Annotated in this window: 18 protein-coding genes; 9 read left to right on the forward strand and 9 right to left on the reverse strand. The window is 60.9% G+C overall.

Going from position 1 to position 25,602, the window contains the following annotated elements:
• Window positions 1-129 precede the first annotated feature (129 nt).
• Window positions 130-3,237: an autotransporter serine protease gene (locus C4J85_RS13725; protein WP_124409914.1), complete on the forward strand. Its 3,108-nt coding sequence runs from the start codon at window positions 130-132 to the stop codon at window positions 3,235-3,237.
• Window positions 3,238-3,415: 178 nt separating this feature from the next.
• A complete protein-coding gene (locus C4J85_RS13730) occupies window positions 3,416-4,840 on the forward strand; it encodes a lipase (protein ID WP_124409915.1) in 1,425 nt (474 codons plus the stop codon).
• A gap of 114 nt (window positions 4,841-4,954) precedes the next feature.
• On the opposite strand, the gene C4J85_RS13735 is transcribed toward C4J85_RS13730, so the two are convergent.
• Window positions 4,955-5,179, reverse strand: a complete 225-nt coding sequence (locus tag C4J85_RS13735) for a YgdI/YgdR family lipoprotein (RefSeq protein ID WP_124367036.1) — start codon at window positions 5,177-5,179, stop codon at window positions 4,955-4,957.
• Between the two features lie 187 nt (window positions 5,180-5,366).
• On the opposite strand from C4J85_RS13735, the gene C4J85_RS13740 reads away from it, so the two are divergent.
• Both C4J85_RS13740 and C4J85_RS13745 read left to right on the forward strand, forming a co-directional pair.
• Window positions 5,367-7,013: a VRR-NUC domain-containing protein gene (locus C4J85_RS13740; RefSeq protein ID WP_124409916.1), complete on the forward strand. Its 1,647-nt coding sequence runs from the start codon at window positions 5,367-5,369 to the stop codon at window positions 7,011-7,013.
• Window positions 7,010-9,268, forward strand: coding sequence for an ATP-dependent DNA helicase (locus tag C4J85_RS13745; RefSeq protein WP_124409917.1), 2,259 nt, complete (start codon window positions 7,010-7,012; stop codon window positions 9,266-9,268). Before C4J85_RS13740 ends, C4J85_RS13745 begins: the two co-directional genes overlap by 4 nt.
• Before the next feature lie 227 nt (window positions 9,269-9,495).
• Here C4J85_RS13745 and C4J85_RS13750 read toward each other — a convergent pair whose 3' ends face one another.
• Complete coding sequence (locus C4J85_RS13750) at window positions 9,496-10,446, reverse strand: alpha-E domain-containing protein (protein ID WP_124362847.1); 951 nt, start codon at window positions 10,444-10,446, stop codon at window positions 9,496-9,498.
• 2 nt (window positions 10,447-10,448) lie between these two features.
• The gene (locus tag C4J85_RS13755) at window positions 10,449-11,858 is read right to left on the reverse strand and encodes a circularly permuted type 2 ATP-grasp protein (protein WP_124362848.1); all 1,410 of its coding nucleotides are present in this window, start codon (window positions 11,856-11,858) and stop codon (window positions 10,449-10,451) included.
• Between the two features lie 350 nt (window positions 11,859-12,208).
• Here C4J85_RS13755 and C4J85_RS13760 point away from each other — a divergent pair, with 350 nt between their 5' ends.
• The 3 genes from C4J85_RS13760 (at window position 12,209) to C4J85_RS27695 (ending at window position 13,201) form a co-directional block, all read left to right on the forward strand.
• A complete protein-coding gene (locus C4J85_RS13760; RefSeq protein ID WP_124367040.1) occupies window positions 12,209-12,754 on the forward strand; it encodes a hypothetical protein in 546 nt (181 codons plus the stop codon).
• Window positions 12,755-12,839: 85 nt separating this feature from the next.
• Window positions 12,840-13,055, forward strand: coding sequence for a hypothetical protein (locus C4J85_RS13765; RefSeq protein WP_124367041.1), 216 nt, complete (start codon window positions 12,840-12,842; stop codon window positions 13,053-13,055).
• An 11-nt stretch (window positions 13,056-13,066) separates the two neighbouring features.
• Window positions 13,067-13,201 (forward strand): hypothetical protein, encoded by a 135-nt coding sequence (locus C4J85_RS27695; protein WP_256592792.1) that lies wholly within the window; start codon window positions 13,067-13,069, stop codon window positions 13,199-13,201.
• Window positions 13,202-13,235: 34 nt separating this feature from the next.
• On the opposite strand, the gene C4J85_RS13770 is transcribed toward C4J85_RS27695, so the two are convergent.
• The 6 genes from C4J85_RS13770 to C4J85_RS13795 form a co-directional block, all read right to left on the reverse strand.
• Window positions 13,236-18,197: a glycosyltransferase family 32 protein gene (locus C4J85_RS13770; protein ID WP_124409918.1), complete on the reverse strand. Its 4,962-nt coding sequence runs from the start codon at window positions 18,195-18,197 to the stop codon at window positions 13,236-13,238.
• A gap of 136 nt (window positions 18,198-18,333) precedes the next feature.
• On the reverse strand, window positions 18,334-19,683 hold the full coding sequence (locus C4J85_RS13775) for a sodium:proton antiporter (RefSeq protein ID WP_124409919.1): 1,350 nt from the start codon (window positions 19,681-19,683) through the stop codon (window positions 18,334-18,336).
• 111 nt (window positions 19,684-19,794) lie between these two features.
• Window positions 19,795-21,051, reverse strand: coding sequence for an EAL domain-containing response regulator (locus tag C4J85_RS13780; protein WP_124407201.1), 1,257 nt, complete (start codon window positions 21,049-21,051; stop codon window positions 19,795-19,797).
• A 9-nt stretch (window positions 21,052-21,060) separates the two neighbouring features.
• On the reverse strand, window positions 21,061-21,444 hold the full coding sequence (locus C4J85_RS13785) for a response regulator (protein ID WP_124362853.1): 384 nt from the start codon (window positions 21,442-21,444) through the stop codon (window positions 21,061-21,063).
• The gene (locus tag C4J85_RS13790; RefSeq protein WP_124409920.1) at window positions 21,429-22,769 is read right to left on the reverse strand and encodes a HAMP domain-containing sensor histidine kinase; all 1,341 of its coding nucleotides are present in this window, start codon (window positions 22,767-22,769) and stop codon (window positions 21,429-21,431) included. Before C4J85_RS13790 ends, C4J85_RS13785 begins: the two co-directional genes overlap by 16 nt.
• A gap of 123 nt (window positions 22,770-22,892) precedes the next feature.
• On the reverse strand, window positions 22,893-23,087 hold the full coding sequence (locus C4J85_RS13795; protein ID WP_124367046.1) for a hypothetical protein: 195 nt from the start codon (window positions 23,085-23,087) through the stop codon (window positions 22,893-22,895).
• On the opposite strand from C4J85_RS13795, the gene C4J85_RS13800 reads away from it, so the two are divergent.
• Both C4J85_RS13800 and C4J85_RS13805 read left to right on the forward strand, forming a co-directional pair.
• Window positions 23,086-24,618, forward strand: coding sequence for a sugar ABC transporter ATP-binding protein (locus C4J85_RS13800; RefSeq protein WP_124367047.1), 1,533 nt, complete (start codon window positions 23,086-23,088; stop codon window positions 24,616-24,618). The genes C4J85_RS13795 and C4J85_RS13800 overlap by 2 nt on opposite strands.
• Window positions 24,611-25,594: a ribose ABC transporter permease gene (locus C4J85_RS13805; RefSeq protein WP_124367048.1), complete on the forward strand. Its 984-nt coding sequence runs from the start codon at window positions 24,611-24,613 to the stop codon at window positions 25,592-25,594. Before C4J85_RS13800 ends, C4J85_RS13805 begins: the two co-directional genes overlap by 8 nt.
• Window positions 25,595-25,602 lie beyond the last annotated feature (8 nt).

Here is a 25,602-nt window from a genome sequence, read left to right on the forward strand (position 1 = left end):
GGGCTTGCTCCCGATGGCGGCGTGTCAGACGCCTGTTGTGCCGACTGATACATCGCCATCGGGAGCAAGCCCCCTCCCACCTTGGAAGTGGTTCACATACTGGCAACAAGAAAACTAAGGAAGGTCACCGTGAAAAAACGCAAGTCAGGGTTAACTACCGCCATCCCCACAGGTCCGGGCTATCCGCTCAAGGCCTTGAGCAGCGTGCCATACGGCGCGTTGTTGTGTTGCCTGGCAAGCCTGGGGACCGCCCAGGCCGCACCCTATGTGGAAACCGGCAAGCTGGGCGACGCCGCCAGTTGGCGCAGCAATGAGTTCAAGGCCGATTGGGGCCTGGGCGCGGTACATGCCGACACCGCGTATGCGGCGGGCTACACCGGCAAGGGCGTCAAGCTGGGCATCTTCGACCAGCCGGTGTACGCCCAGCACCCGGAATTCGCCAGCCCCAACAAAGTGGTGACGATCGTCACCGAGGGCATCCGCCAATACACCGACCCATATATCCCGGTGAAGGCCGGTGATGCGTTTCGCTATGACGGCACGCCGTCCCTGGGCTCCAACGGCAAGCTGGGCAACCACGGCACCCATGTCGGCGGCATTGCAGCCGGTAACCGCGACGGCGGGCCGATGCATGGCGTGGCGTTCAACGCGCAGATCATCAGCGCCGAAAACGGTGACCCAGGCCCGGAAGACGGGATCATCCTGGGCAACGATGGTGCGGTGTACAAAGCCGGTTGGGATGCACTGGTGGCCAGTGGCGCGCGGATCATCAACAACAGTTGGGGCATTGGCATCGGTGATCAGTACGCCAAGGGCGGCCGTGATCCCGCCTTTCCGAACTTCACGGTCAATGAAGCCCAGGCGCAATTCAACACCATTCGGCCGATTCTCGGCACGATTGCCGGTGGCGCCTATCAAGGTGCGATCGACGCCGCGCGCAGCGGTGTGCTGACCATCTTTGCCGCCGGCAACGACTACAACCGCAACAACCCGGATGCGATTTCGGGCCTGGCGTACTTCGTACCCGAGATTGCACCGAACTGGCTGTCGGTGGCGGCCCTGCAGCAAAATCCGGACACCAGCAGTGCCAACCCGTACGTGATCAGCACCTTCTCTTCGCGCTGCGGCTATGCGGCGAGTTTCTGTGTGTCGGCACCAGGCACCAAGATTTTCAGTTCGATCATCAACGGCACCAACCTGGACAACCTCACCACCGACTACGCCAACTTCAACGGCACCTCCATGGCCGCGCCTCATGTGGCCGGCAGTGCGGCGGTGCTGATGGAGCGCTTCCCCTACATGAGTGGCGACCAGATCTCCACGCTGCTCAAGACCACCGCCACCGACCTCGGCGCGCCGGGCATCGACTCGCTGTACGGCTGGGGCATGATCAACCTGGGCAAGGCAGTCAATGGCCCAGGGATGTTCATTACCGCCGAGGACATTCCGGCTGAGTTTCGCATCGACGGCGCCTATGGCACTGGCCAGTTCGTCGCGGACTTGCCGGGTATCGGCGCGGTGGTGGATGCCGGCAAACCGACCCAGCGCGTGTGCAGCGACGTGCATTGCGGGCTGGATGTGTGGAGCAACGACATCGCCGGGCATGGCGGCCTGACCAAGCAGGGCATTGGCACCCTGGTGCTGACTGGCGCCAACACCTACAGCGGCCCGACCCTGGTCAACCAAGGCTTGCTGGCGATCAATGGCTCGGTTACCTCCGACGTGACCGTCAGCCAGAGCGGCATCGTCGGTGGCTCGGGGCGTATCGGTTCGCTGAGCGCAAACAGCGGCGGCACGGTGGCGCCGGGCAACTCCATCGGCACGCTGAACGTGGCGGGCAATGTCACCTTCGAGCCGGGCTCGACTTACGCGGTGGAATTGTCGCCCACCAGCAGCGACCGTATCGTTGCCGGCGGCACCGCCACGCTGAACGGCGGCACCGTGACCCTGGCCCTGGAAAACAGCCCGACCCTGTTGAGCGCGACCCAGGCGCAAAGCCTGATCGGCCGCCAGTACAACATTCTGCAAGCCGCAGGTGGCGTCACTGGCAACTTCGGTGCGGTACTGCCTGACTACCTGTTCATTGGCGGCACCTTGAACTACGCGGCCAATGGTGTACAGCTGGACGTGGCACGCACCAACAGCTTCGCCAGTGTGGCCTCTACGCCGAACCAACGCGCCGTGGCCGCCGCCGCCGAGCAATTGGGCGCGGGCAATGGGGTGTATGAAAGCCTGCTGCTGGCACCGACCGCGGCTTCGGCGCAAGGCGCGTTCCAGCAACTGAGTGGCGAAGTCTATCCGGCGTTGGAAACGGCGTTGGTCAATGACAGCCGCTACGTACGCGAAGCGGTCGGCGAGCGCCTGCGCAACGGTGAAATGGGCGCGACCAGCCAGGCCATCGACAGCCGTGGCAACGTGTGGGTCAAGGCGCTGGGTGCATGGGGCAAGACCGACAGCCGCAACGACACGGCGGGCTACACCACGTCCATCGGCGGCATGCTCGCCGGTGTCGACGGTGCCCTCGACGACGCGACACGCATCGGCCTGGTGGCGGGCTACAGCGATACGTCGCTGAACATGGGCAGCGATACTCATAGCCGTGCGTCGGTCGACAGCTACCACTTCGGCGCGTATGCCGGGCATGAAATCGGCGCCTGGCGCCTGAGCGGCGGCGCCACCTACAGCTGGCACCGCGCCGATGTGAAGCGCGACCTGCAATACGGTGACGTCAGCGGCAAGCAAAAAGCCAAGGTCGATGCCCACAGCACCCAGCTGTTCACCGAGGCGGCATACCGCATCAACCTGCAACCACTGGCCCTGGAGCCGTTCGCCAACCTCGCCTACGTGCACCTGGACACCGATGGTTTCACCGAGAAAGGCGATGCCGCCGCGCTGAAAAGCGGCGACGACAGCCGCGACCTGGTGCTGAGCACCCTGGGTGTACGCGCCCTGAAAACCTTCAACGTCAACGATCACCAGCAACTGGAAGTGTCCGGCACCCTGGGCTGGCAGCACAACTTGAGCAGCACCGACTCTGAGCAGCATCTGGCGTTTGCCTCGGGTGGCCCTTCGTTCGCGGTGGAAAGCGCGCCGATGGTGCGTGATGCCGCACTGGTCGGTGCGCGGGTGAGCCTGGCGTTGAGCAAGGATGCGCGGGTGAACTTCGATTACAACGGTTTGCTGGCCAGCAAGGAGAAGGTGCACGGCGTCGGTTTGAGCCTGGACTGGGCGTTCTAAGGCTTTAAAAACCACTGTAGGAGCGAGCTTGCTCGCGAAAAACTAAAAGGTGCCGCGTTTCTTCAGGTAGAGCGCGTCATCGTTGACGATCTTCGCGAGCAAGCTCGCTCCTACAGTCGGTAACGGATAACAGGTTTTTTGGCTTTCTCTACAAATCCAACAACAGAGAGGCAGTGCCATGGGTATCTTTGACTACAAAAACCTCGGGGCCGAGGGCTCCAAAGCGTTGTTCGCCGATGCGATGGCGATCACGTTGTATTCCTACCACAACCTGGATAACGGCTTCGCCGTGGGCTATCAGCACAATGGCCTGGGCTTGGGCCTGCCGGCCACGCTGGTCGGGGCTTTGCTGGGCAGCACCGATTCCCAGGGGGTGATTCCCGGCGTGCCCTGGAACCCCGATTCAGAAAAAGCCGCGCTAGAGGCGGTGCAACAGGCCGGCTGGACGCCCATCAGCGCCAGCACCCTCGGCTACACCGGCAAGGTTGATGCTAGGGGCACCTTTTTCGGTGAAAAGCCCGGCTACACCACGGCCCAGGTCGAGGTGCTGGGCAAGTACGATAACGCGGGCACGTTGCTGGAGATCGGTATCGGTTTTCGCGGTACGTCCGGGCCGCGTGAACACTTGATCACCGATTCCATCGGCGACCTGGTCAGCGACTTGCTTGCTGCCCTCGGCCCCAAGGACTACGCAAAAAACTACGCTGGCGAAGCCTTCGGCGGCCTGCTCAAGAACGTCGCCGAGTATGCCGGTGTCCACGGCCTGAGCGGCCACGACGTGGTGGTCAGCGGCCACAGCCTGGGAGGGCTTGCGGTCAACAGCATGGCCGACTTGAGCGACAGCAAATGGTCGGGCTTTTACAAGGATTCCAACTACGTGGCCTATGCCTCGCCGACCCAGAGTGCCGGTGACAAAGTGCTGAACGTGGGCTACGAAAATGACCCGGTGTTCCGGGCACTGGATGGCTACTCCTCCAACCTGTCGTCGTTTGGCGTGCACGACAAGCCCCACGAGTCCAGTACCGATAATATCGTCAGCTTCAACGACCACTACGCGTCGACGCTATGGAACGCGCTGCCGTTTTCCATCCTCAACCTGCCGACCTGGGTGTCGCACTTGCCCACCGGCTATGGCGACGGCATGACGCGCATCCTCGACTCCGGCTTCTACGAGCAGATGACCCGCGATTCTACGGTGATCGTTGCCAACCTGTCCGCCCCGGCGCGGGCCACCACCTGGGTGCAAGACCTCAACCGTAACGCCGAAGCGCACCAGGGCAATACGTTCATTATCGGCAGCCACGGCAACGACCTGATCCAGGGCGGCAAGGGCGCAGACTTTATCGAGGGTGGCAAAGGTAACGACACGATTCGCGACAGCAGCGGGCATAACACCTTTCTGTTCAGCGGGCAGTTTGGCAATGACCGGGTGATCGGCTATCAGGCGACGGATAAGCTGGTGTTCGACGGGGTAGGGGGCAGCACGGATTATCGTGACCACGCCAAGGTGGTAGGCGGCGATACCGTGCTCAGCTTCGGCGCCGACTCGGTGACACTGGTGGGTGTGAGCAGTTTGTCGGGGGAGGGGATTGTGATCGGCTGAAACTGTGGGAGGGGGCTTGCTCCCGATGGCGGTGTATCAGCCTGCCTATATGTAGCTGACCCACCGCTATCGGGGGCAAGCCCCCTCCCACATTTGGTATAGGCCAGCCTGAGATTATTTTTCCTCGCGAACAGTCGCCACATCATCGGCCTTGATACGGATGCGCTTGCCGGCGATATCGGTGAACTCATAGAAGCCGTCGGCGGTTTTGGCGTTGGGTGTGTCCTTGGTCAAATACTGTGTGCCGTTTTGCAACGTCACCACGGTTTGCGTGGAGCAACCGGCCAATACCAGAAAAGTGAGTGCAACCAGCGGCAGACCCAAATTCTTCATGTTCATTACCCTTACCTTTACCTTGAAAAGCCCCGCAGCGTCTGGCTGCGGGGCATAAATGTTACGCGATCAGCTCCCACATCTGATCGCTTTTTTGCAAAAAGTTGCAGGCGCCATTTATCTATTACCGATTGCAACAATGCGTTTGCAGCGGCACTCTGTATGCATAACCAGTAGTTGATTACTCTGCGCCATGGCCCACCCCCTTGAAGACCCCTTGTATTACCTGCACAACTTCCGCCAAGTGCTGATTGGGTTGCAGCAGCGCTATGCCGATTTGCTCGACCCGGACGAATTGCAGTTCATTCAGCAATTCGACAGGTTGCCGCAAGCGTCCCAGGCGTTATTGGTACGCATGGTCATGCGCAAAGGTGTGCATTTTCGTGGAGCAAAGCTCGATTACCTGGAAATCGGCTGCCCTCACGCGGCCATGCAGCCACTGCTGGCGAGCGGTTGGGTCGATGATCAATGCCTGTTGGGCTTTGATGAACTGTTCGGCTTGCTGCAAAAAGGCGAACTGCTCATGGCCTTCAAACCCTGGATCGACCAGCCCAACGCCAGGAAATCCGACTGGCTGGCGCCATTGGCCGTGCAATTCAATGAACACCGCAGCTTTGCCCGTTGGTGCCCCGAGCTGCAGGACGTGCTCTACAGCCTTACGGTAATGGAGCTGTGCGACCGCCTGCGCCTGATGTTTTTCGGCAATCTCTATCAGGACTGGTCGGAGTTCGTGCTGGCGGACCTGGGCATTTACACCTATGAGAAGGTGCCGTTCTGCGCCGAGTCCCGTGGATTGCGCAGCCGCGCCGACGTGGAGGGCTGTGTGTTCCTGCACCAGTGCCAGCAAGCGTTTGAGGCGGGTGAGGCGCTGGAAACGGTGTTGGCCCACATCGCCAGCTTGCACACCGACAACCCCTGGCTGGAAAAACGCCGCGCCAAGTTGCTGTTCCAGATCGGCCAATGCTGTGAACGCAGCGCTGAACTGGACTTGGCCGAGCAGATCTATCGCGACTGCAGCTATCCCGGCGCGCGCGCACGATTGATCCGCGTATTGGAACGTCAGGAGGCTTATGCGCCCGCCCTGGCGTTGGCCGTCGCCGCGCAACAGGCGCCGGAAAGCGCCGCCGAGCAGCAACACCTGCTGCGCGTAGTGCCGCGCCTGCGGCGCAAGCTGGGTGAGCCGAAGGTGGCGAAGGCCAAGCCGCGGGCCCTCACGCGGCTGGACCTCGCCTTGGCATTCCCTGAGCCGCTGATGTCGGTGGAATATTGCGTGCAGGCCCATCTGAGCGAGCCGGACGCGCCGGTGCATTATGTGGAAAATGGCCTGATCAATTCGCTGTTCGGCCTGCTGTGCTGGGACGTGATCTTCGCGCCGCTGCCGGGCGCGTTTTTCCACCCGTTCCAGCGCGGGCCCGCCGACCTGCACAGCGAAGACTTCCAGCAACGCCGCGCCGCTTTGTTCAGCGCGTGCTTCGAGCAACTGCGCGACGAGCGCTACAAAACCACCATCCGCCAACGCTACGTGGACAAATGGGGAATTCAATCGCCCTTTGTGTTCTGGAACCTGCTCAGCGAAGAGCTGCTGGAACAAGCCCTGACGTGCCTGCCTGCCGAACATTTGCGCTACTGGTTCGAGCGGCTGCTGCTGGACATCCGCGCCAACCGCACCGGGATGCCCGATTTGATCCAGTTCTGGCCGGCGCAAAAAACCTACCGCATGATCGAGGTCAAGGGCCCTGGCGACCGCCTGCAGGACAACCAGCTGCGCTGGCTGGAATTCTGCGGTGAGTACCAGATGCCGGTCACGGTCTGTTATGTGCGCTGGGCAGAGTCCGCTTGAGCTATAGCGTCGCGGTGCGGGCGTTGTGTGAGTTCACGGCCAAGGTCGGTGACCTGGACTTGCGCTTTACCCCATCGCCCAGCGCCCAGGAAGGTATCGTCGGCCATCGCACGGTGGCGTCGCGGCGCAGCGCCCACTATCAGAATGAAGTGGCGCTCGAAGGCGAGTATCAGCAACTCAAGGTACGCGGCAGGGCGGACGGCTATGACCCGGACAGCAATCGCCTCGAAGAGGTAAAAACCTATCGCGGTGACCTTCAGGCCCAGCCGGCCAACCATCGGCAACTGCATTGGGCCCAGGTCAAGGTCTACGGCTGGTTGATGTGCCAGAAGCTGGGGCTCGATGACATCGAACTGGCGCTGGTGTATTTCGATATCGTCGGCGAGGGCGAAACCCTGCTCAAGCAACGCTTTGCCGCGCCCGACCTCGAACACTTCTTCAACCAGCAATGCGCGCTGTTCCTGCACTGGGCCCACCAGCAGATGCAGCACCGTGAAGCGCGCAATAGCGCCGCGCAGAGCCTGGCGTTTCCCCATGCCGAGTTTCGCAGTGGCCAACGCACGCTGGCCGAATCGGTGTACAAGGCGGTGAGTACCGGCCGCTGCCTGATGGCCCAGGCGCCTACCGGCATCGGCAAGACCGTCGGCACGCTGTTTCCGCTGCTCAAGGCCCTGGCACCGCAGCAATTGGACACGGTGTTTTTCCTCACCGCCAAGACCCCCGGTCGCAAGCTGGCGCTGGATGCCGCCCAAGTGCTGTACGACAGCAGCCCCGACTTGCCTTTGCGCGTGCTGGAACTGGTGGCGCGGGACAAGGCGTGCGAGCACCCGGATAAAGCCTGCCACGGCGATTCGTGCCCGCTGGCCAAGGGCTTTTACGACCGTTTGCCCGCCGCGCGCCAGGCGGCGTCCGGGGTTCGCCTGCTTGATCAACGTAATCTGCGCGAGGTGGCGCTGGCCCACGACGTGTGCCCGTATTACCTGAGCCAGGAAATGGCGCGCTGGACCGACGTTGTGGTCGCCGACTACAACTACTATTTCGATTTTGGCGCGATGCTCTTTGGCTTGGCCCAGCTCAATCAATGGCGGGTCGCGGTGCTGGTGGACGAAGCCCATAACCTGGTCGAGCGCGCGCGTTCGATGTACAGCGCCAGCCTCGATCAGTACAGCCTCAAGACCCTGCGCGAGAGTGCGCCCGAGGTGCTGAAAAAGCCCTTGCAGCGCCTGAACCGTGAGTGGAACGCCTTGCACAAGGACCAGCTCGCGCCGTATCAGGCCTACGCGGCCAAACCCGACAAGCTGCTCCAGGCCCTGAGCCTGTGCGCCAGCGCCATGGGCGATTACTTCAACGAGCATCCCGAAGCGCTCAATGGCGACCTGCAAGCCTTCTACTTCGAGGCGCTGCAATTTGCCAAGGTGGCCGAGCTGTTCAATGAGCACTTCATCTTCGACATCAGCAAGCGCTCGCTCAGCGGCAAGCGCAGCAGCTCGACCCTGTGCCTGCGCAACGTGGTGCCGGCCGAATTCATCCGGCCCCGGTTGACCGCCGCGCGCAGCAGCGTGCTGTTTTCCGCGACCCTGAGCCCACGTCACTATTACGCTGACCTGCTCGGGCTGCCGACGGACACCGCCTGGGTCGACGTCGAATCGCCGTTCCAGGCCGAGCAATTGCGGGTGAGCATCGTCGAGCGGATCTCCACGCGCTTTGTGCACCGCCAGGCGTCGCTGGAACCCATCGTGGCCTTGATCGCCCAGCAATTTGCCGAGCAACCCGGCAACTACCTGGCGTTTTTCTCAAGCTTCGATTACCTGCAACAAGTGGCGCAGCTGATGGCCGAGCGTCATCCGCAGATCGCGCTGTGGTTGCAGTCGCGGGGCATGGCCGAGGCGCAGCGCCAGGCTTTTCTGGACCAGTTCACCCAGCACAGCCAGGGCATCGGCTTTGCGGTGCTGGGCGGCGCGTTTGGCGAAGGCATCGATTTGCCCGGTGCGCGCCTGATCGGGGCGTTTATCGCCACCTTGGGCTTGCCGCAGCTCAACCCGGTGAATGAACAGATGAAGACTCGCATGGGCGCGATCTTCGGCGCGGGGTATGACTACACCTATTTGTACCCCGGTATCCAGAAAGTCGTGCAGGCGGCGGGGAGGGTGATCCGCAGCCAGCACGACCGCGGGGTGGTGATGTTGATCGACGACCGTTTTGGCGAAGCGCGGGTGCGGCAGTTGTTGCCCAGGTGGTGGTCGATTGATATTTGACAGGTGGACTGCGGTCCATGTGGGAGGGGGCTTGCTCCCGATAGCGGTGGGTCAGCTACACATAAGCTGGCTGATACACCGCCATAAGCTGGCTGATGATCGTTCCCACGCTCCGCGTGGTAACGCAGCCCGTGACGCTCCGCGTCACCTGTGCGCTTGACGGGACGCAGAGCGTCCAAGGAGGCATTCCCACGCGGAGCGTGGGAACGATCAGATCAGGGAGGGGTTTAGACCACTTCCAGATACGAGCTTTGTATTGACCGCGCCAACTCGCGCACGCTGTCGATAAAGTCCGTCAGCCGTGTGTGCAGCCCGTCTTCCAGGATTTCATCGATGCCCGTGTACCTGAGCCGCGCCTCGAACTCCGCCGCCAGGCGCTGCGCCGTGCGCCCGTAGCTGCCGGGCAGGTCGGCGAGGATATGGCTCAGTTCCTCGATGCACGCATGCAGCGAGCGCGGCACATCACTGCGCAGCAGCAGCAACTCCGACACCGAGCGTGCATTCAAGGCGTTCGGGTACAACTCGGTATACGCTTCGAACGACGATAACGCGCGCAGCAGGGCGCTCCACTGGTAATAACCGCGTGCCGACAGGTCGCTGACTTCCTCGGACTCTTCACCAAACATCTCATAACGCGCATCCAGCAGGCGCAGGGTGTTATCCGCGCGCTCGACAAAGGTGCCCAGGCGAATGAATCGATAGGCGTCATTGCGCATGATGGTGCCGGAAGTGGCGCCGCGAAACAGGTGCGAGCGTTGCTTGACCCAGTCACAGAAGTGGCTGATGCCGTGTCGCGCCAGGCCGCCGGCGGCGATGCTGCGCATTTCCAGCCAGGTGGCGTTGAGGTTTTCCCACATGTCGGCGGTGATGCGTCCGCGCACCGCATGGGCGTTGCTCCGGGCGGCGCGCAGGCAGTTGTAGATGCTCGCCGGGTTTTCTTCATCCAGGGCGAAGAAATGCAGCATGCGTTCGGCGTCCAGTTGCGTATGGCGCTCCAGGTAACTGTCCAGGGTGCCGCTGCTGAGCAGTGACATCGCCAGTTCGTCCAGCCCATCGCTGCGCCCGGCCTGGGGCATCAACGACAGCGAATAGCTGACTTCCAGCATGCGCGCCAGGTTCTCGGCGCGTTCCAGGTAGCGGGACATCCAGTACAAGTCTGCGGCGGTTCTACTCAACATACTCAGCCCTCCACCACCCAGGTGTCCTTGGTTCCGCCGCCTTGCGACGAGTTGACGATCAGCGAGCCTTCACGCAACGCCACGCGCGTCAGGCCACCGGGCACCAGGCGCGTTTCCTTGCCCGACAGCACAAAGGGGCGCAGGTCGATATGCCGTGGCGCGATGCCGTTTTCGACAAAGGTCGGGCAGGTCGACAGGCTCAGGGTTGGCTGGGCGATGTAGGCGTGGGGCCGGGCTTTGATGCGCTGGCGGAAGTCCTCGATCTCGGCGGCGCTGGACGCCGGGCCGACCAGCATGCCATAGCCGCCGGAGCCCTGGGTTTCCTTGACCACCAGGTGCTCAAGGTTGGCCAGCACATGGGACAGTTCCTCCGGCTTGCGGCACTGGAAGGTCGGCACGTTTTGCAGCACCGGCTCTTCATCCAGGTAGAAGCGGATCATGGCCGGGACATAGGGGTAGATCGACTTGTCATCCGCCACGCCGGTGCCGATGGCGTTGGCCAGCACCACGTTGCCGGCGCAATACGCCGCGACCAGGCCGGGCACGCCGAGCATCGAGTCGGGATTGAACGCTTCGGGGTCGAGGAACGCGTCGTCAATGCGCCGGTAAATCACGTCCACCGCCTTGGGGCCGTCGGTGGTGCGCATGAACACCTTGAGGTCGTGGACGAACAGGTCGGCGCCTTCCACCAGCTCCACGCCCATCTCCCGGGCGAGGAAGGCGTGTTCGAAAAACGCGCTGTTGAAGCGGCCCGGCGTCAGTACCACCACGTTGGGGTTGTCCAGGCGGCTCGAACTTTTCAGGGTCTTGAGCAGCAGGTTGGGGTAGTGGTCGACCGGCGCAATGCGCTGCTTGGCGAACACTTCCGGGAACAGGCGCATCATCATCTTGCGGTCTTCGAGCATGTAGCTCACGCCGCTGGGGGTGCGCAGGTTGTCTTCAAGCACGTAGTAGGTGCCGTCGCCGTCGCGCACCAGGTCCACCCCGGAAATATGCGAATAGATGCCCCGGTGCAGGTCGAGGCCGACCATTGCCTGTTGATAGCCCTCGTTGCCCAGCACCTGGTCGGCCGGGATGATTCCGGCCTTGATGATGCGCTGGTCGTGGTAGATGTCGGCGAGGAACATGTTCAGCGCATTGACCCGCTGGATGCAGCCGCGCTCGATCACGCTCCACTCGCTGGCGGGGATGCTGCGGGGGATGATATCGAAGGGGATCAGGCGCTCGGTGTCCTGTTCGTCGCCATAGAGGGTGAAGGTGATCCCGGCGCGGTGGAATAGCAAATCGGCTTCGCGGCGTCGCTGGGCCAGCAGTTCCGGCGGCGTGTTGGCCAGCCAGCGGGAGAAATCCTGGTAGTGCGCGCGGCAAACGCCTTGCGCGTCATTCATTTCGTCAAAGAAAGATCGAGCCATTCCAGTACCTTGTCAGTGCCGAGGGGAGCGCGGGGGGCACTGCCGCTTTTAAACGCATTTTTTATGAGCCCGTGGTCGAGGGTGCCAACGGGCCTGGTCCTTACTTTCTTATGGGGTCGGCTCTGGGTCGGGGGGTAACGAATGCTCCTGAATGTGGGCAGATGAATGGTTTAAGCAAGGCGTGTGCCGGAACCGCTGAGGCACGGTGATTATCCCGTGGCGTGGGCGTTTGCCGCCGCTGGCTGCGAGGCGGCCCTCACCACGGCGCCTCAATTTGGTGCGCGACAAACTTGAACTTCCCCCAGACGCGCTTCTTCTAATAAGCCTTGAAACCTTGTGGAGCCCCCGTCGTGCCCAGAATCATTTCGCCCAACTCCCCGGAAGCGGCCCTGACCGACCACAGCGAGCACAACGCCAAGATCTTCGGTTCGCCCAAGGACCGTCTCGACTTCTATCGTCGCGAGATCCAGTACGAAACCAGCATCCTGGCCAACCGCACCGACGCCTACCTCACCGCCCAGTCATTCCTGGTCATTGCCTTCGTATCCGGGATGGGCAATCTCAACCCGGAGTGGGGCAAGCTGTTCACCCTGCTGGTGCCGGCCATTCTCGCCGCGCTGGGGATCCTCAGCTCACTCAACGCTTGGCCGGGCATACGCGCCGCCTACGAGATCATCGATCACTGGCACTACAAGCAAAGCGAGCTGCTGCGCAGTGAACCGGTGATGGGCATGGCCTACGATGACTCGCCGTTGTTTTCCGAAATGGAGTCGACCCACAAGGGCTATCGCAAATCGCTGCTGTTTTCCATGCGCGCGCCTTGGTTATTCATGGGGTTCTGGCTGGTATTGGGCATCTACGCCTTCTACATCCAGGTTGACAATCCACTGCACTGAGCAATCGGACTGAACTTCATTCGGTAACGCAGCGCCTTAGCATTACGGCGTACAGATTCCCCACAGGCCTGCAAAGAGGTGTGCCATGACGACAAACAACGATCCCCAAACCAGTAACCGCAACGACCCAGCGATCGACGGCGGCGAGGCGGCCCCCAGCACTGGCGCCGATGCCCCCAAAGATCCAGCGCCGGCAAGCGACCCAAAGGCCAAGGAAAACGACTACAGTCCAGACTTCAAGCCTGAGCCGCTCGAGCCCAAGCCTGAAACCGATGCCGATATCGATACCCAAGGCGGTTAGAGGAGATGGTCATGTCAAAAGAACTGGACGAAGAACTCAACGACCCCGGCAATGAAGACCCAGGCTCGTTGATGGACGATGCCGAAGTGCCGCTCAACGACCTGGATGAAGCGGCGGACGTCGGCAACACCGAGGATCAGGACTGATCCGTCGGACGGGTAGAGGTTGAACGAGGGGCGATCAGCCAGTCTTCCAGGAATGGTCGGCCCCTGGTTTCACGTTGAATTTATGGCGAAGCGGGAAATAATGCTCGCGCATTTTACTGATGTGAAGGCGCAGCAGCAGGGGCGGCTTAATGCCCCGTTCTCGATATAAGTCCAGGGCTCTCTCTTCGTTATTGACGACCGGCCCAGACGAGACCAGTTCTCCGTCCACGACATTCGTATCTTTTGAGAACCCTTCCAGTCCCAGCTCATACATATCAGGTCGTTTTGCCTTGAGTGTGTCGTTGAGCAGGGTAGGGCCCGTCGTTTCGAATAGTTTTTTCCCGTATTCGTCGAGATCAGAGGTAAATGCACCACCGTCGGTAGACTGTCGGGCCACCGGGCGGTTATTCACAAAATAGGGTTTGTTCGCGGCAAAGCGCTTGTGCATTTCCGTGATGACTTCTTTCATCAACGGGTTGCCAGGCTGGGTGGCAAAGTTACTGTTGTTATAGAAAGGTTTGAAGTCGGTGGACCGATGCACAACCGGGTGACCGAGCAGGACATCATTGGCCCCCGCCATCAACGCGCCGGAATCGACGTTGGTCTGGATGAGGTCATCGGTGTCCAGGTAAACCCCACCATGCTTGTGCATGATTTGATAACGCGCGATATCCGAAGTGGCCGCCAGGTTTTTACCTTGTCCTTGACGGAAATAATTGTACATTTCGTCATTTTTCAACTGTATGTAGAGGGCATCCTCACGAAAGTTCTTGACCGTCACGCCGGGGGCTTTGTCTTTCAGGGTGGTTTTTATCTTTTCAAAAATTTCAGGGGTATCGGCGTCAACATGGATGATTGAGGTGTATCCGGGCGCACGTCGGCTGTTTTTAGCCAGGTTGTCGGCCAAACGGGCGGGGAGGTCCTGGCCGGCCCAAAAATAATGCAAGCTCTGGGGTAAGGGGGTGACCTCTTTCGGGACTTTCGGGATCGCCGACACATCGACGAATTGGTAGTGATGAGCGTCTGCCTTTTTAGCGCGCAGAAAATCATTAATGTTGCCTTGCTGCCACGCTCCTTTAGGATTTCGCCAGAAATAGGGAGCGTCCAGGCCTGAAGAGACACCTCGCCAGGCGCCGTGTGTACTGTCAAAGTCGACGGCGTGGTCGACGCCCTTGACGTTGATCCTGAAAGGCGGGGCAGCGTTTTCCACCACCTTGATACCGTCCATCGGCACGACATACGTGTTATCGCCCAATTGCCATGGTGTATGAAATTCCTTCGCGCCCCCCAGCAGACCGACAGACCTGGAGCGAGGCTCCCACCCGGAAATGCCGAGATCCTTGACCGGTATGTCAGGGCCCTTGCCTGTGGGGTGGAGGATGAATCGCTGGCCGTCCTTGACTTTGGATTCATACAGCGCTCCATCGACCTTCACATATTCCTTTTTACTGCGGCCTTGATACACGTTGCCCTGCAGGCCTTTGCTCGAAAGCTCTCGCGGCTCGATGTAGTTGGCTTGATACCCCAGCAAATCGGCATCCGCGACCCGTACTTCGCCACTGGCCGCTACCCGACTGGGGGTGAAGTCTTTCAATGGAGGGCCGATAGGTTGTTTTTTCAGCGGGTCGTATTGATGCCAATTGCCCTGGAACATCACAACGTTGCCTTCAACGCTCTTCTGTCCGACCTTGAATGTGCCGGCGGCTGCCAAGCCATGGCGCTGGCTGACGGTCGTTATCACGTCGTTGCTGCCGATCGCGTCCAATCCCCCCCGTGGGCCAACACTGAACTGCTCGAGGGACTTGCCATAGGCCTGTTGCGTACGCGGGTCAAACGCAAACCACCTTTGCGTGCCTTCGTCGAATTTGGCCAGGGCAGGAATTTCATTGCCGTTACCTGCCAACTTGTAGGTGCCTTCGGCGATATCGGGCCTTTTGGCCAATTGCAGCAGGTCGACGCTGCGGTGGTGATTGCGCAGGTGGTTAATACCCTTATAGCTTGCGTTGACGGCTTTTTTTCCAAGATGCAGGGCACCTCGCGCCAGATCAGCAACCCCGTCCAACGGGTTCAGCGCGCCGAGTGCTGCTCGGCCGATGATTCTGACGACCTGACCTGCTTTTGCGAGCGTCGATGCACCCCTCGCCAGGGCGCTCAGGCCTTTGACCGCACCGCCGAAGCCCACCACGAAACCAAAGATATCAATAGCCAGTTCGACGGCACCTTCCTTGATGTTGCCCGCGATCAAGTTCTCGATGCTTGACTTGAAGGGAATCAGGCCCACCACGATTGCTTCAATGGTCTTATGCAGGGGGACTTGGGTATCAAAGGTTGTCGCCCCTCGGGCGTAACGCTCTACCTCGGGCAAGTTCATGTCCGCAAACAGCGTGTCGATGATGTATTGGGTACTGGCGCTGTTGAAACTGTCAGGCGCACCGTGCCCGGCTGTTTTCCCGTCGGGCAGTGCCGGCGGTTGCGAACCCTCAGGTTTGACGGTGTCGTACCTTTGGCCCAATTGAGGAAGAGTGCCATTTCTAGGTGGGTATTCGACGTAAGTCTGATCGGGCCGCCGAGTCACGGTGCCCTTGATCCGATCAATCGCGTAGGTCATTTTCTTGCCGTTGCGCTCGGTGTCGAACAGCAGTACGCCTTCTTCCACGACCCTGGGATGATCGTCTCGGTAATACCTGATGAGCTTGCGAACGGGCAGTTTGATGAACGCCAGGTTCTCGCGGTCTTCCAGCGGAAGTTTGGCGATCATCTGTTTGAACTGTGCGGACTTGATTTTCTTCAAGGCGCTTGAGAACTCAGCGTATTGCGGCTCGAACAGCTCTCTGGGGCGTGGCAGGGTTTTCAGCGTTTGAGTCACCTTGTCAAGGTCGAACTCTTTTGATGAGGATACCCAGGCTGCTGGCCGTGAATCTGGTCGCTCCTCGTTTTCCCTGGATACGAAAAGATTTTTGAAGTTGCGTGCTTCTTCCGACCAGAACTCCTCCCGGTTGGGCGTCCAGAAAAGCGGTCGGCCATCGATGTAGCCGTCCAGTATCGAGTAAGGCCCGGGGAACCGTTTATGGGGAGGGTCTATGGTGATGCATTTTTTCTCGAACAGTTTGGGGTCCATGTCCGGCAGCGCTTTTTTTAACTGCGCCAGTGCTATTTCTTTGGCCGTTGGCAGGTTGCCGAGTGATGTTTCGCTAGCCTCCCTCAGTTCGTTGATCATCGCACTGAACGTTTTGCGCACTTCGCCCATTACAAGGGGGGTGAGCGGTGGTTTTCTCCCGTTGGCGATGGCCCAATCCTTGAGCGCGTCATTCTGGGCAGCATATTCAATGTGGCGCTCTTGTTCACTGATCGGTGCGATGCTGCTTTCAAGCATGACTTGCGCAAAGGTCATGCCTGCCGTCGAGCCTGGCGCTTTTGCTTCGATGCGCGAAACAGCGGTGGCGAAACTGACCCAAGCGTGAGTGCCGATGGTGACCTCCTTCGGAATATCCTTGATCAGGAATTCCGGCGCTCTGCTGGTCAGCAAAAGGTGTGCTTGAATGGCGGCGGTTTCGGGGGACGAAGCCCTGTCGCTGGCGAGCAGATGATCGGCCAATGCCTTGACGACTGTTGAGGCGGTTTTGTTGGTGTTTTCAGCGCTGACCAGTCGATAGCCTTCGATGGTCAGTCCATCGCTGTTCTCTGTGTTTTTCTCCAGGCCCATGGCGGCGAGCAACCAATCGTTGGCGCTGCCCTTGATTTCGCGCGCTTCGAATGCAGCCTGAATCGCCTCTCCCAGGGCCTTGCTTTTAGGGGATTCGATCAAGGTATCGATCAACTTGCGTGGATCGTTGAGGTCGGCAGCCGTGACCCTCCTGCCGTCGAGCAGATATTCCAGGACATTCTTGAAGGGGCTCACATTGATGTTGCCGAACTTGCCTGCGCCGATGTCTGCCTTGAGCTGCTGCTGGCTTTGCGTATCAAGCGGCACGGGCCAGGCCAGCGCCCCGCCCAGATTGCCATTGGGGGGCGAGTAGGGCGGCAGTGTAGAAAGCGATGAGATCAGGTTTTCCAGCTCGATGTGATTGCTGGGGATGTCCAAGCCATGATCCCGCAGATAGTCAAACACACTGATTGTGTTCGCTGGTTGATGGTCGGCGGAGGGGTAGGTGGAGGGGTAGGTGTTATGAGCAGGCAGGGAGAGTTTCTTGCGCTTCAACTGGTTTTCAAGATCATCGGGGTGTTCGAAGCCGTCCTTGGGCAAAGGCGGCAGCTCCTTTAGTTCGAAGACGATCTGATTGCGGATGAGGATATCGCCCACTAACGCTTGCTGGTGCAGGAGCGCGTCCTCGCTGCGGGATTCGATCAAGCCAGCGTCGGTGCCAGCATCAAGGGTCTTGAAGCTTGAGTTGCGCAGAATGCCGTGCGCCTGTGTACGCAGGTCACTCGCCGTCAGCGCCGGCGGCTGTTCCTGGTAAAAACGCGCGATTATCGATCCCGGAATTTGCACATCCTGAAGAACCTCCTGAGGCATGAAGGCTGTATCAGGATACCCGGCGCAGATAACCTGTGCCGCGTGAAGGATAGGCCCACGGATAGCGGCCCATTGCCGGTCTTCTGGACCAACCGTGTGCAGTTTCTGTTGGGGGTCAAGGTGGCGCTTGAGCTTGAAGGAAACTTGCCCTGACTGGGTGTTGAGTATCAGCGACGAAACGTCGATCCCTTTGTCTTGAGCCCACTGAACAACGTCGGGTAACTGAAGGGTGTTTTTCAACTGCTCGCGCCACTGGCCGAAGGTGGAGTGTGGGTCAATCGCGTTGATACGCACATCCGTACCGGCCTTGGCCGCGCGTAGCATTGCAAATCCATACTCGTTGGCCAACTCGCGATCGCCCGTGACACGCGAGTTATCAGCAGTTTCCAGCGACGGGGTTTCACGTTTGGGGCGAGAGAGGGGCTCGGATGGGATGTCCGTGCGCGGGGCGTACGAAGCGATGCGGCTCAAAGTGGGAGTCATGTGTGCTGTCATCTCAGGGGGCAGGATGGTTCCAAGGCGTAGATTTGCTTGGTTTACCCCTGAGTAACTCTCGAACTTCATCGGTTCCAGCGTTTGTCAATACAGAGTTATCCGTTTATTTCCAATCGGCGTCTCTTCATTTTCCCATCGCTTGGCTGCGGCGCTCGTACCACGCCAGCATCGGCTGAGTGCTCAGGCCATGCACGACAATGCTCAAGGCGATCACCGATACCGTGAGGTCCACGGCTACCGCGCTGCTGGTGCCGATCAGGCCGTGATTGAGGGCATAGAACAGGTAGAAGATACTGCCGATCCCGCGAATGCCGAACCAGCCCATCAAGCCGCGTTGGCGAAGATCGATCAGGCGCCCCCAGGGCATCGCCAATACGCTCAGCGGCCGGATCACGCAGAACAACAACGCCGCTATCGGCAGGGCGCGCCAATCCCAATGACTGGCAAGCACGATCCCCAGCACCGTCACCAGGAACACTTCCATCGAACGCTCCACCAGCCCGCCGAACGCGAGCATGTCGCCCATCATGACCCCGGCGGCAATTTGCGTGTCTTCCAGCGCACTGACATCGCCGTGCAAGGCTTTTTCCGGCGCCACTTCCAGATGCCCGACCACGGGTTGGGCCAGGTGCTCGGACGGTGTCTGCGCTTTGCCGCTGGATTTGAATTCGGCCTGGCGCAACCCCAGCCCGGCGGCGAATACCGCCAGGAAGCCATAGCCACCCACGGCTTGCGCCGCCACGTAGGCCAAGGCAATCAGGGCCAGGGTCAGGTAATCGTTGGGCGACAGGGTGCTGTCGGCATTGGCGATGCGCATGCGCAAGGTCACACGCCCGATGCCCCGGCCCATCCAATAGCCAATCAACAAGCCGGCCGGCACCGCCCACAGCAGGTTCTTCAGTACCCAGCCACCCAGCCAGTCACCGTCGAAGCCGCCGTGCTGCATGAACAGCAGCGCAAAAATCACAAAGGGAAAGGCCGTGCCATCGTTCAGCCCGGCTTCACCGGACAAGCCGAAACGCAACGGGTCATCGTCCTGGGCATTGTTGACCTGGACCAGGCCGGCCAGCACCGGGTCGGTCGGGGCGAGCATCGCGCCGACCAGCAATGACGCGCCCCATGACAACCCCAACAGATAGTGCAACGCCAGGCACACGCCGAGGATGGTCAACAGCATCACCGGCCCGGCCATGCCGAAGGCGATACGCCAGGTGCGATGCTTGAGGGGCAGGCGCAGTTTCAAGCCGCTGACGAACAGTGAAAACAGCACCGCGACTTCGGTCAGGTGCTCCATCCAGCGGGCCGAGCCCTTGATGTCCAGGTGCAGCAGGTCCGCACCCAGTGGGCCGATGGCGACCCCCAGCAACAGGCACACCGCCGAGGTGGTCACCGGCATCCAGCGCAGATAGGAGGAGGTGAGGGCCAATATCAGCAAAATAGCCCCGAGTACGGCCATCCATAAAATAAACGTCATCAAGCGTGCATCCGGCCGTGGTCTATGCAGGTTGGAGAGGCATGGCCGGATACAGGTTCAATGTGGTTTGACGCAGGCTAGCCGCAGCATCAAGAGCGCCGGAGTCCTCGGTCAACGCGCGGGTGCCAGGCGCTCCAGCAGCAGGCGCTCCAGGGTGGAAGCCGGCAACGGTCGGCTGAACAGGTAGCCCTGGATCTGGTCACACCCGGCCTCCTTCAAAAACGCCAGCTGATCCTGGGTTTCCACGCCTTCGGCCACCACCCGCAGGTTCAGGCTGTGGGCCAGTTCGATGATGGTGCGGGTGATGGCCGCATCCTGTGGGTTGGTGGTGACTTCGCGGATGAACGCGATATCGATCTTCAAGGTGTCGATGGGAAAACGGCGCAGATACGCCAGGCTTGAATAGCCGGTGCCGAAGTCATCGATGGAGATTTTCACGCCCATGGCGCGCAGGCGCTGCAGGCTGGCGATGGTGCGCTGGGTGTTTTCCATCAGCGAGCTTTCGGTCAGTTCGACCTCCAGGTAATGGGCCTGAACCCCGGTCCTGGCCAGGGTGTGGGCGATATCGGCAATCAGGTCGCCTTCGATCAATTGATGACCCGAGACATTCACCGACACCTCCACAGCGCCGATAACGCCGCGTTGCCAGGTCGCGATCTGTCGGCACACGCTGTCGATCACCCAGCGCCCGACAATCACGATCAAGCCCATGCTCTCCAGTATGGGAATGAACACCGCCGGAGACACTGGCCCATAGCCTGGGCGCTCCCAGCGCAGCAACGCCTCCAGGGCGCATATCTGGCCACCGGCCAACTCGATCTTGGGCTGGTAGTGCAGGGTGAAATCCTGTTGCTCAACCGCCAGGCGCAAGTCCTTTTCCAGGTCCTGGCGCGCCAGGTCGTGCACGCTCATGCCGGTGGTCTGATCGGTTTGCCGCTGCAGTTGCTGTTCGAGCAACAGGCTATGGTTTTTCAACTGGTCGCCACGGGCCTTGAGCCGCAGCAGGTTGCGCACCCGCAGCCATAACTCGACGCGCTCCACCGGCTTGCTGAGGAACTCCTCGGCGCCGGTTTCCAGGCCACTGACGCGGGCGCTGGACTCGCTCAGGGCCGAGAGCATGATGATCGGGATGCTGGCCGTGGTTTCATCACCCTTCAAGTGGCTGGCCACTTCGTAGCCGTCCATGCCCGGCATCATGATGTCCAGCAGGATCAGGTCTGGCGGCTGTTGCGCCACCAACAGCAGGGCTTCTTCACCGCTGGCGGCGCTCAGGGTCTGGTAGCCCTCATGCTGCAGCAGGGTTTCCAGCAGCTTGCGAACCTGGGGTTCGTCGTCAACGATCAACAGCGTGGCGGGTTGGCTGGCCATGGAGAGGGCTCATGTGAGGGGGTTGATAGTCTTTTGCAGCAAGCTGTCGATCACCTGGTACAGCTCTTTGTAGCGCAGCGGCTTGATGATGTAGGCATCGCAACCGGCCAGGCGGGTTTTTTCGCGGTCCTCCTTCATCGCCATCGCGGTCAGGGCGATCACCGGGATATGGGCGGTGATGGGGTCTTGCTTGAGCAGGGATGTGGCGGCCAGGCCGTCCATGCCCGGCAGTTGGATGTCCATCAGGATCAGGGCCGGTTGTTTTTCCCGGGCCAGGGTCAAGCCGATTTCGGCATCGGCGGCCCACAGCACCGTGTGCCCGGCGTTGATCAGCAGCAAGCGGGCCAGGCGCATGTTGGCCTCGTTGTCTTCGACGATCAGGATGTCGGCCATGACGCCTCCGGGGCACGATGCAATGGCAGCCACACTACGAAGCGCGCGCCCAGGCCCACGCGACTGGCCACAGCGACGCTGCCGCCGTGCAGGTCGGTCAGTTGCTTGACCATCGCCAGCCCCAGGCCGGTGCCTTCAAACTTGCGCGCCAGGCTGCTGTCGATCTGGCTGAAAGCCTTGAACAGCTTGCTCATGTCGTCTTCGGCGATACCGATGCCGGCGTCGCTCACGCTCAGTTCCAGAAACCGCTGGTGCGCGCTGGGTTGCAGGGCGAAGCCGTGGGCTGGCCAATCCCCCGGTACCTGGCCGACCTGGTCGCGGCTGACTTCGCGCACCGCCAGGGTCACGCGGCCGCCGTGTTCACTGAACTTCACCGCATTGGCCAGCAGGTTGTAGATGATCTGCTTGGTCTTGCGCAGGTCCAGCGCCAGCACGCCGAAATCCGTCGCGCATTCGAGCTTCAACTCGATGCGCTGCAGCGCGGCCTTTTCCCGCACGATCAGCAAGCTGTTGGCCAGCAACCCATCGAGCGCCACGGCCTCCAGCTCCAGGTCCATCATCCCGGCCTCGACCTTGGACAGGTCGAGAATGTCGTTGATCAGCGACAGCAAGTGCTGCCCGCTGGTGAAAATATCGCCGATGTATTCGCGCTGCACTTCGCTCATATCGCCCACCAGGCCATCCTTGAGCGCCTCGGAAAAGCCGATCACCGCGTTCAGCGGCGTGCGCAACTCGTGGGACATGGTCGCAAGGAACTCGGACTTCATGTGGCTGGCATGCTCCAGCTCCAGGTTCTTTTCTTCCAACGCGCGCTCGAAGCCTTTGCGTTCGGCTTCCTCCTGCTTGCGTGCGGTGTTGTCGGTACCGATCAGCAGGTAGCCGATGATGGTGTCATGGCGGTTGCGCAAGGCGGTTACCGAGACCATGGCTGACAGGCGACTGCCGTCCTTGCGGATATAGGTCAGTTCATAAATGTCTTCGATGCCACGGGAAGCCTTGAACACCAGGGCTTCGAAACCCGGTGTGATCGGCGTGTCGAGTTCCAGGCTGAGGGCAGCGGCGCGGGTGATCAGTTCGGCAGGGTCGGAGATGTCGGCGGGGGTGATGCGGTTGAGCACATCGGCAGCGGCGTAACCGAGCATGCGTTCGGCGCCGACGTTGAAAATCTGGATCACGCCTTTTTCGTCGGTGGCGATGCTGGAGAAATACGCGCTGTTGAAGATCGCATCCTGCAGCGCACCGGTCTTGAGCAAGGTTTTCTGGCGTTTGAACTCAACGATCTTTTCAGCGCGTGATTGGGGCGGGTCGGGTAGAGGGGTGTCCATTGCCAAGCATTCCGTAAACTTCAGACTTGCCACCGGCAGAGCACGACGGCGTAGCACATGCTCACAAAAGATCGCGCGAACGCGACAACAAGAGGAGATGCGGTCTTTGGACAATAGCAGACATTATGGCGTTTTGATGGCGACGATATCCATTTGACGCGTAAAAGCCGGCATTTCAACGATTTGCGAATTTACACGGTGATGAAACGTTTCACCTGGCACATAAATGCTCACGCAAGCGCTTGCGTAAGCAAATGTATCTGGACTAGAGTCGGCAGCACTCGACAACAAAAACAATAAATCCAGGAGCTCATCCATGAGCCTTGAACCCTTGCTTGAGATGCAGGGCATCAGCAAAACCTTCAACGGTTTGCGCGTGCTCAAAAGCGTCGGCCTGAAGGTCTACCCCGGCGAAATCCACGCCTTGATGGGGGAGAACGGTGCCGGCAAATCCACGCTGATGAAAATCCTCTCCGGCGCCTATCAGGCCGACCCCGGCGGCGAAATCCGCATCGATGGCCAGCCCGTCGCCACCTTCACGCCTGCTACCGCAAAAGCCCTCGGCATCGCTGTGATCTATCAGGAATTGAGCCTGTGCCCGAACCTGAGCGTGGCCGAGAACATCTACCTGGGCCGCGAGCTGCGGCGTGGCTGGACCATCGACCGCAAGGGCATGCAGGACGGCTGCATCGAGGTGTTGCAACGCCTGGGCGCCGAGTTCAAACCCTCGACGCCGGTCAGCAGCCTGTCGATTGCCGAACGCCAACTGGTGGAAATCGCCCGCGCCCTGCATGCCCACGCCCGGATCCTGGTGATGGACGAACCGACCACGCCACTGTCCTCCCGCGAGACCGACCGCCTGTTTGCGCTGATCAAACAACTGCGCGGCCAGGGCCTGGCGATCATCTACATCAGCCACCGCATGGCGGAGATCTACGAGTTGTCGGACCGGGTGTCGGTGCTGCGCGACGGCCAGTACATCGGCGAACTGAGCCGCGATGCGTTGTCGGCCGAAGTGCTGGTGAAAATGATGGTGGGCCGCGACCTCTCCGGCTTTTACAAGAAAGAACACGCCGCCTATAACCCTGGCAACGTGGTGATGCGCGTGCGTGACATGGCCGACGGCAAACGCGTGCGCCAGTGCAGCTTCGACCTGCATGCCGGCGAAGTGCTGGGCATCGCCGGGCTGGTCGGGGCAGGGCGCACGGAGCTGGCGCGACTGATCTTCGCCGCCGACCCACGCACCAGCGGCACCCTCGAAGTGGTCGGCAAGCACGTCACCCAATTGCGCACCCCGGCCGATGCTATCCGCGCCGGCGTGGTGTACCTCACCGAGGACCGCAAGGCCCAGGGCCTGTTCCTCGACATGAGCGTGGCCGACAACATCAATGTGTGCGCCTGTGTGCCGGATGCCCATGCCGGCGGTGTGCTGGATCGCAGCCATGGCGCACAGCGCGCCAACGACGCGATCAAGGCCCTGTCGATCCGCGTGGCGTCGGGCAAGGTCAATGTGGGCGCGCTGTCCGGTGGCAACCAGCAGAAGGTGTTGCTGGCGCGGCTGCTGGAGGTCAAGCCCCATGTGCTGATCCTGGATGAGCCCACCCGTGGCGTGGACATCGGCTCCAAATCCGAGATCTACCGCATCATCAATCAATTGGCCCAGGCGGGTGTCGGCATCGTGGTGATCTCCAGCGAGCTGCCGGAAATCATCGGCACCTGTGACCGCGTGCTGGTCATGCGCGAAGGCCAGTTGGTGGCTGAAGTCGGCGGGGCCTCGGGTCACGTCATCTCCCAGGAACGTATTATCGACCTCGCCACCGGTGGCGATCAGGTGGTGGTCAATGGCTGAATCGAATATCGCAACAACCACGACGGGCAAGGCTGAACGCGTACGCGAGCTGATGCGCACGGTGGGCATGTTGCCGGTGCTGGTGCTGCTGCTGGTGGGCTTTGCCCTGGCCAGCGAAAACTTCCTGACGATGCAGAACCTGTCGATCATCACGCAGCAGGCCTCGGTCAACGTGGTGCTGGCGGCCGGCATGACCTTCGTGATTCTCACGGCGGGTATCGACCTGTCCGTCGGCGCGATTCTCGCGGCGTCCGCAGTGGTCGCCCTGCAGGCATCAATGTCGCCGCAGTTCGGCATGTTCGGGATTGCCGCCGGTATCGGCTTCGGGCTGTTGCTGGGCCTGGTCAACGGCGGGTTGATCGCGTTCATGCGCCTGCCGCCGTTTATCGTCACCCTCGGCGCGCTGACCGCCATGCGCGGCCTGGCGCGCTTGCTGGCCGATGACAAGACGGTATTCAACCCGGACTTGCCGTTTGCCTTTATCGGCAACGACTCGATCCTCGGCGTGCCGTGGCTGGTGGTCATCGCCGTGGCCGTGGTAGCGCTGTCGTGGTTCATTCTGCGCCGCACGGTGATGGGCGTGCAGATCTACTCGGTGGGCGGCAACCCGGAAGCCGCGCGGCTGTCGGGAATCAAGGTGTGGAAAGTGCTGTTGTTCGTCTACGCCATGTCCGGCGCCCTGGCCGGGCTTGGCGCGGTGATGAGCGCGTCGCGCCTGTTCGCCGCCAATGGCTTGCAATTGGGCCAGTCCTACGAGCTGGATGCGATCGCGGCGGTGATCCTCGGCGGCACCAGTTTCACCGGCGGCGTCGGCACCATCGGCGGCACGCTGATCGGCGCACTGATCATCGCGGTGCTCACCAATGGCCTGGTGCTGCTGGGGGTATCGGATATCTGGCAGTACATCATCAAGGGCATCGTGATCATCGGCGCGGTGGCGCTGGATCGCTATCGCCAGTCCGGCGCCCGAACCTGAGTTCACTC

Origin of the sequence: Pseudomonas sp. R4-34-07, assembly GCF_003852375.1 — a bacterium.
Taxonomy (GTDB): domain Bacteria; phylum Pseudomonadota; class Gammaproteobacteria; order Pseudomonadales; family Pseudomonadaceae; genus Aquipseudomonas.

Excerpts from the sequence above, each read along its gene's own strand:
- C4J85_RS13730 (WP_124409915.1), top strand. The coding sequence starts at position 3,416 with ATGGGTATCTTTGACTACAAAAACCTCGGGGCCGAGGGCTCCAAAGCG.
- C4J85_RS13735 (WP_124367036.1), bottom strand. The coding sequence starts at position 5,179 with ATGAACATGAAGAATTTGGGTCTGCCGCTGGTTGCACTCACTTTTCTG.
- C4J85_RS13740 (WP_124409916.1), top strand. The coding sequence starts at position 5,367 with ATGGCCCACCCCCTTGAAGACCCCTTGTATTACCTGCACAACTTCCGC.
- C4J85_RS13750 (WP_124362847.1), bottom strand. The coding sequence starts at position 10,446 with ATGTTGAGTAGAACCGCCGCAGACTTGTACTGGATGTCCCGCTACCTG.
- C4J85_RS13755 (WP_124362848.1), bottom strand. The coding sequence starts at position 11,858 with ATGGCTCGATCTTTCTTTGACGAAATGAATGACGCGCAAGGCGTTTGC.
- C4J85_RS13765 (WP_124367041.1), top strand. The coding sequence starts at position 12,840 with ATGACGACAAACAACGATCCCCAAACCAGTAACCGCAACGACCCAGCG.
- C4J85_RS27695 (WP_256592792.1), top strand. The coding sequence starts at position 13,067 with ATGTCAAAAGAACTGGACGAAGAACTCAACGACCCCGGCAATGAAGAC.
- C4J85_RS13770 (WP_124409918.1), bottom strand. The coding sequence starts at position 18,197 with ATGACTCCCACTTTGAGCCGCATCGCTTCGTACGCCCCGCGCACGGAC.
- C4J85_RS13775 (WP_124409919.1), bottom strand. The coding sequence starts at position 19,683 with ATGACGTTTATTTTATGGATGGCCGTACTCGGGGCTATTTTGCTGATA.
- C4J85_RS13780 (WP_124407201.1), bottom strand. The coding sequence starts at position 21,051 with ATGGCCAGCCAACCCGCCACGCTGTTGATCGTTGACGACGAACCCCAG.
- C4J85_RS13785 (WP_124362853.1), bottom strand. The coding sequence starts at position 21,444 with ATGGCCGACATCCTGATCGTCGAAGACAACGAGGCCAACATGCGCCTG.
- C4J85_RS13790 (WP_124409920.1), bottom strand. The coding sequence starts at position 22,769 with ATGGACACCCCTCTACCCGACCCGCCCCAATCACGCGCTGAAAAGATC.
- C4J85_RS13800 (WP_124367047.1), top strand. The coding sequence starts at position 23,086 with ATGAGCCTTGAACCCTTGCTTGAGATGCAGGGCATCAGCAAAACCTTC.
- C4J85_RS13795 (WP_124367046.1), bottom strand. The coding sequence starts at position 23,087 with ATGGATGAGCTCCTGGATTTATTGTTTTTGTTGTCGAGTGCTGCCGAC.
- C4J85_RS13805 (WP_124367048.1), top strand. The coding sequence starts at position 24,611 with ATGGCTGAATCGAATATCGCAACAACCACGACGGGCAAGGCTGAACGC.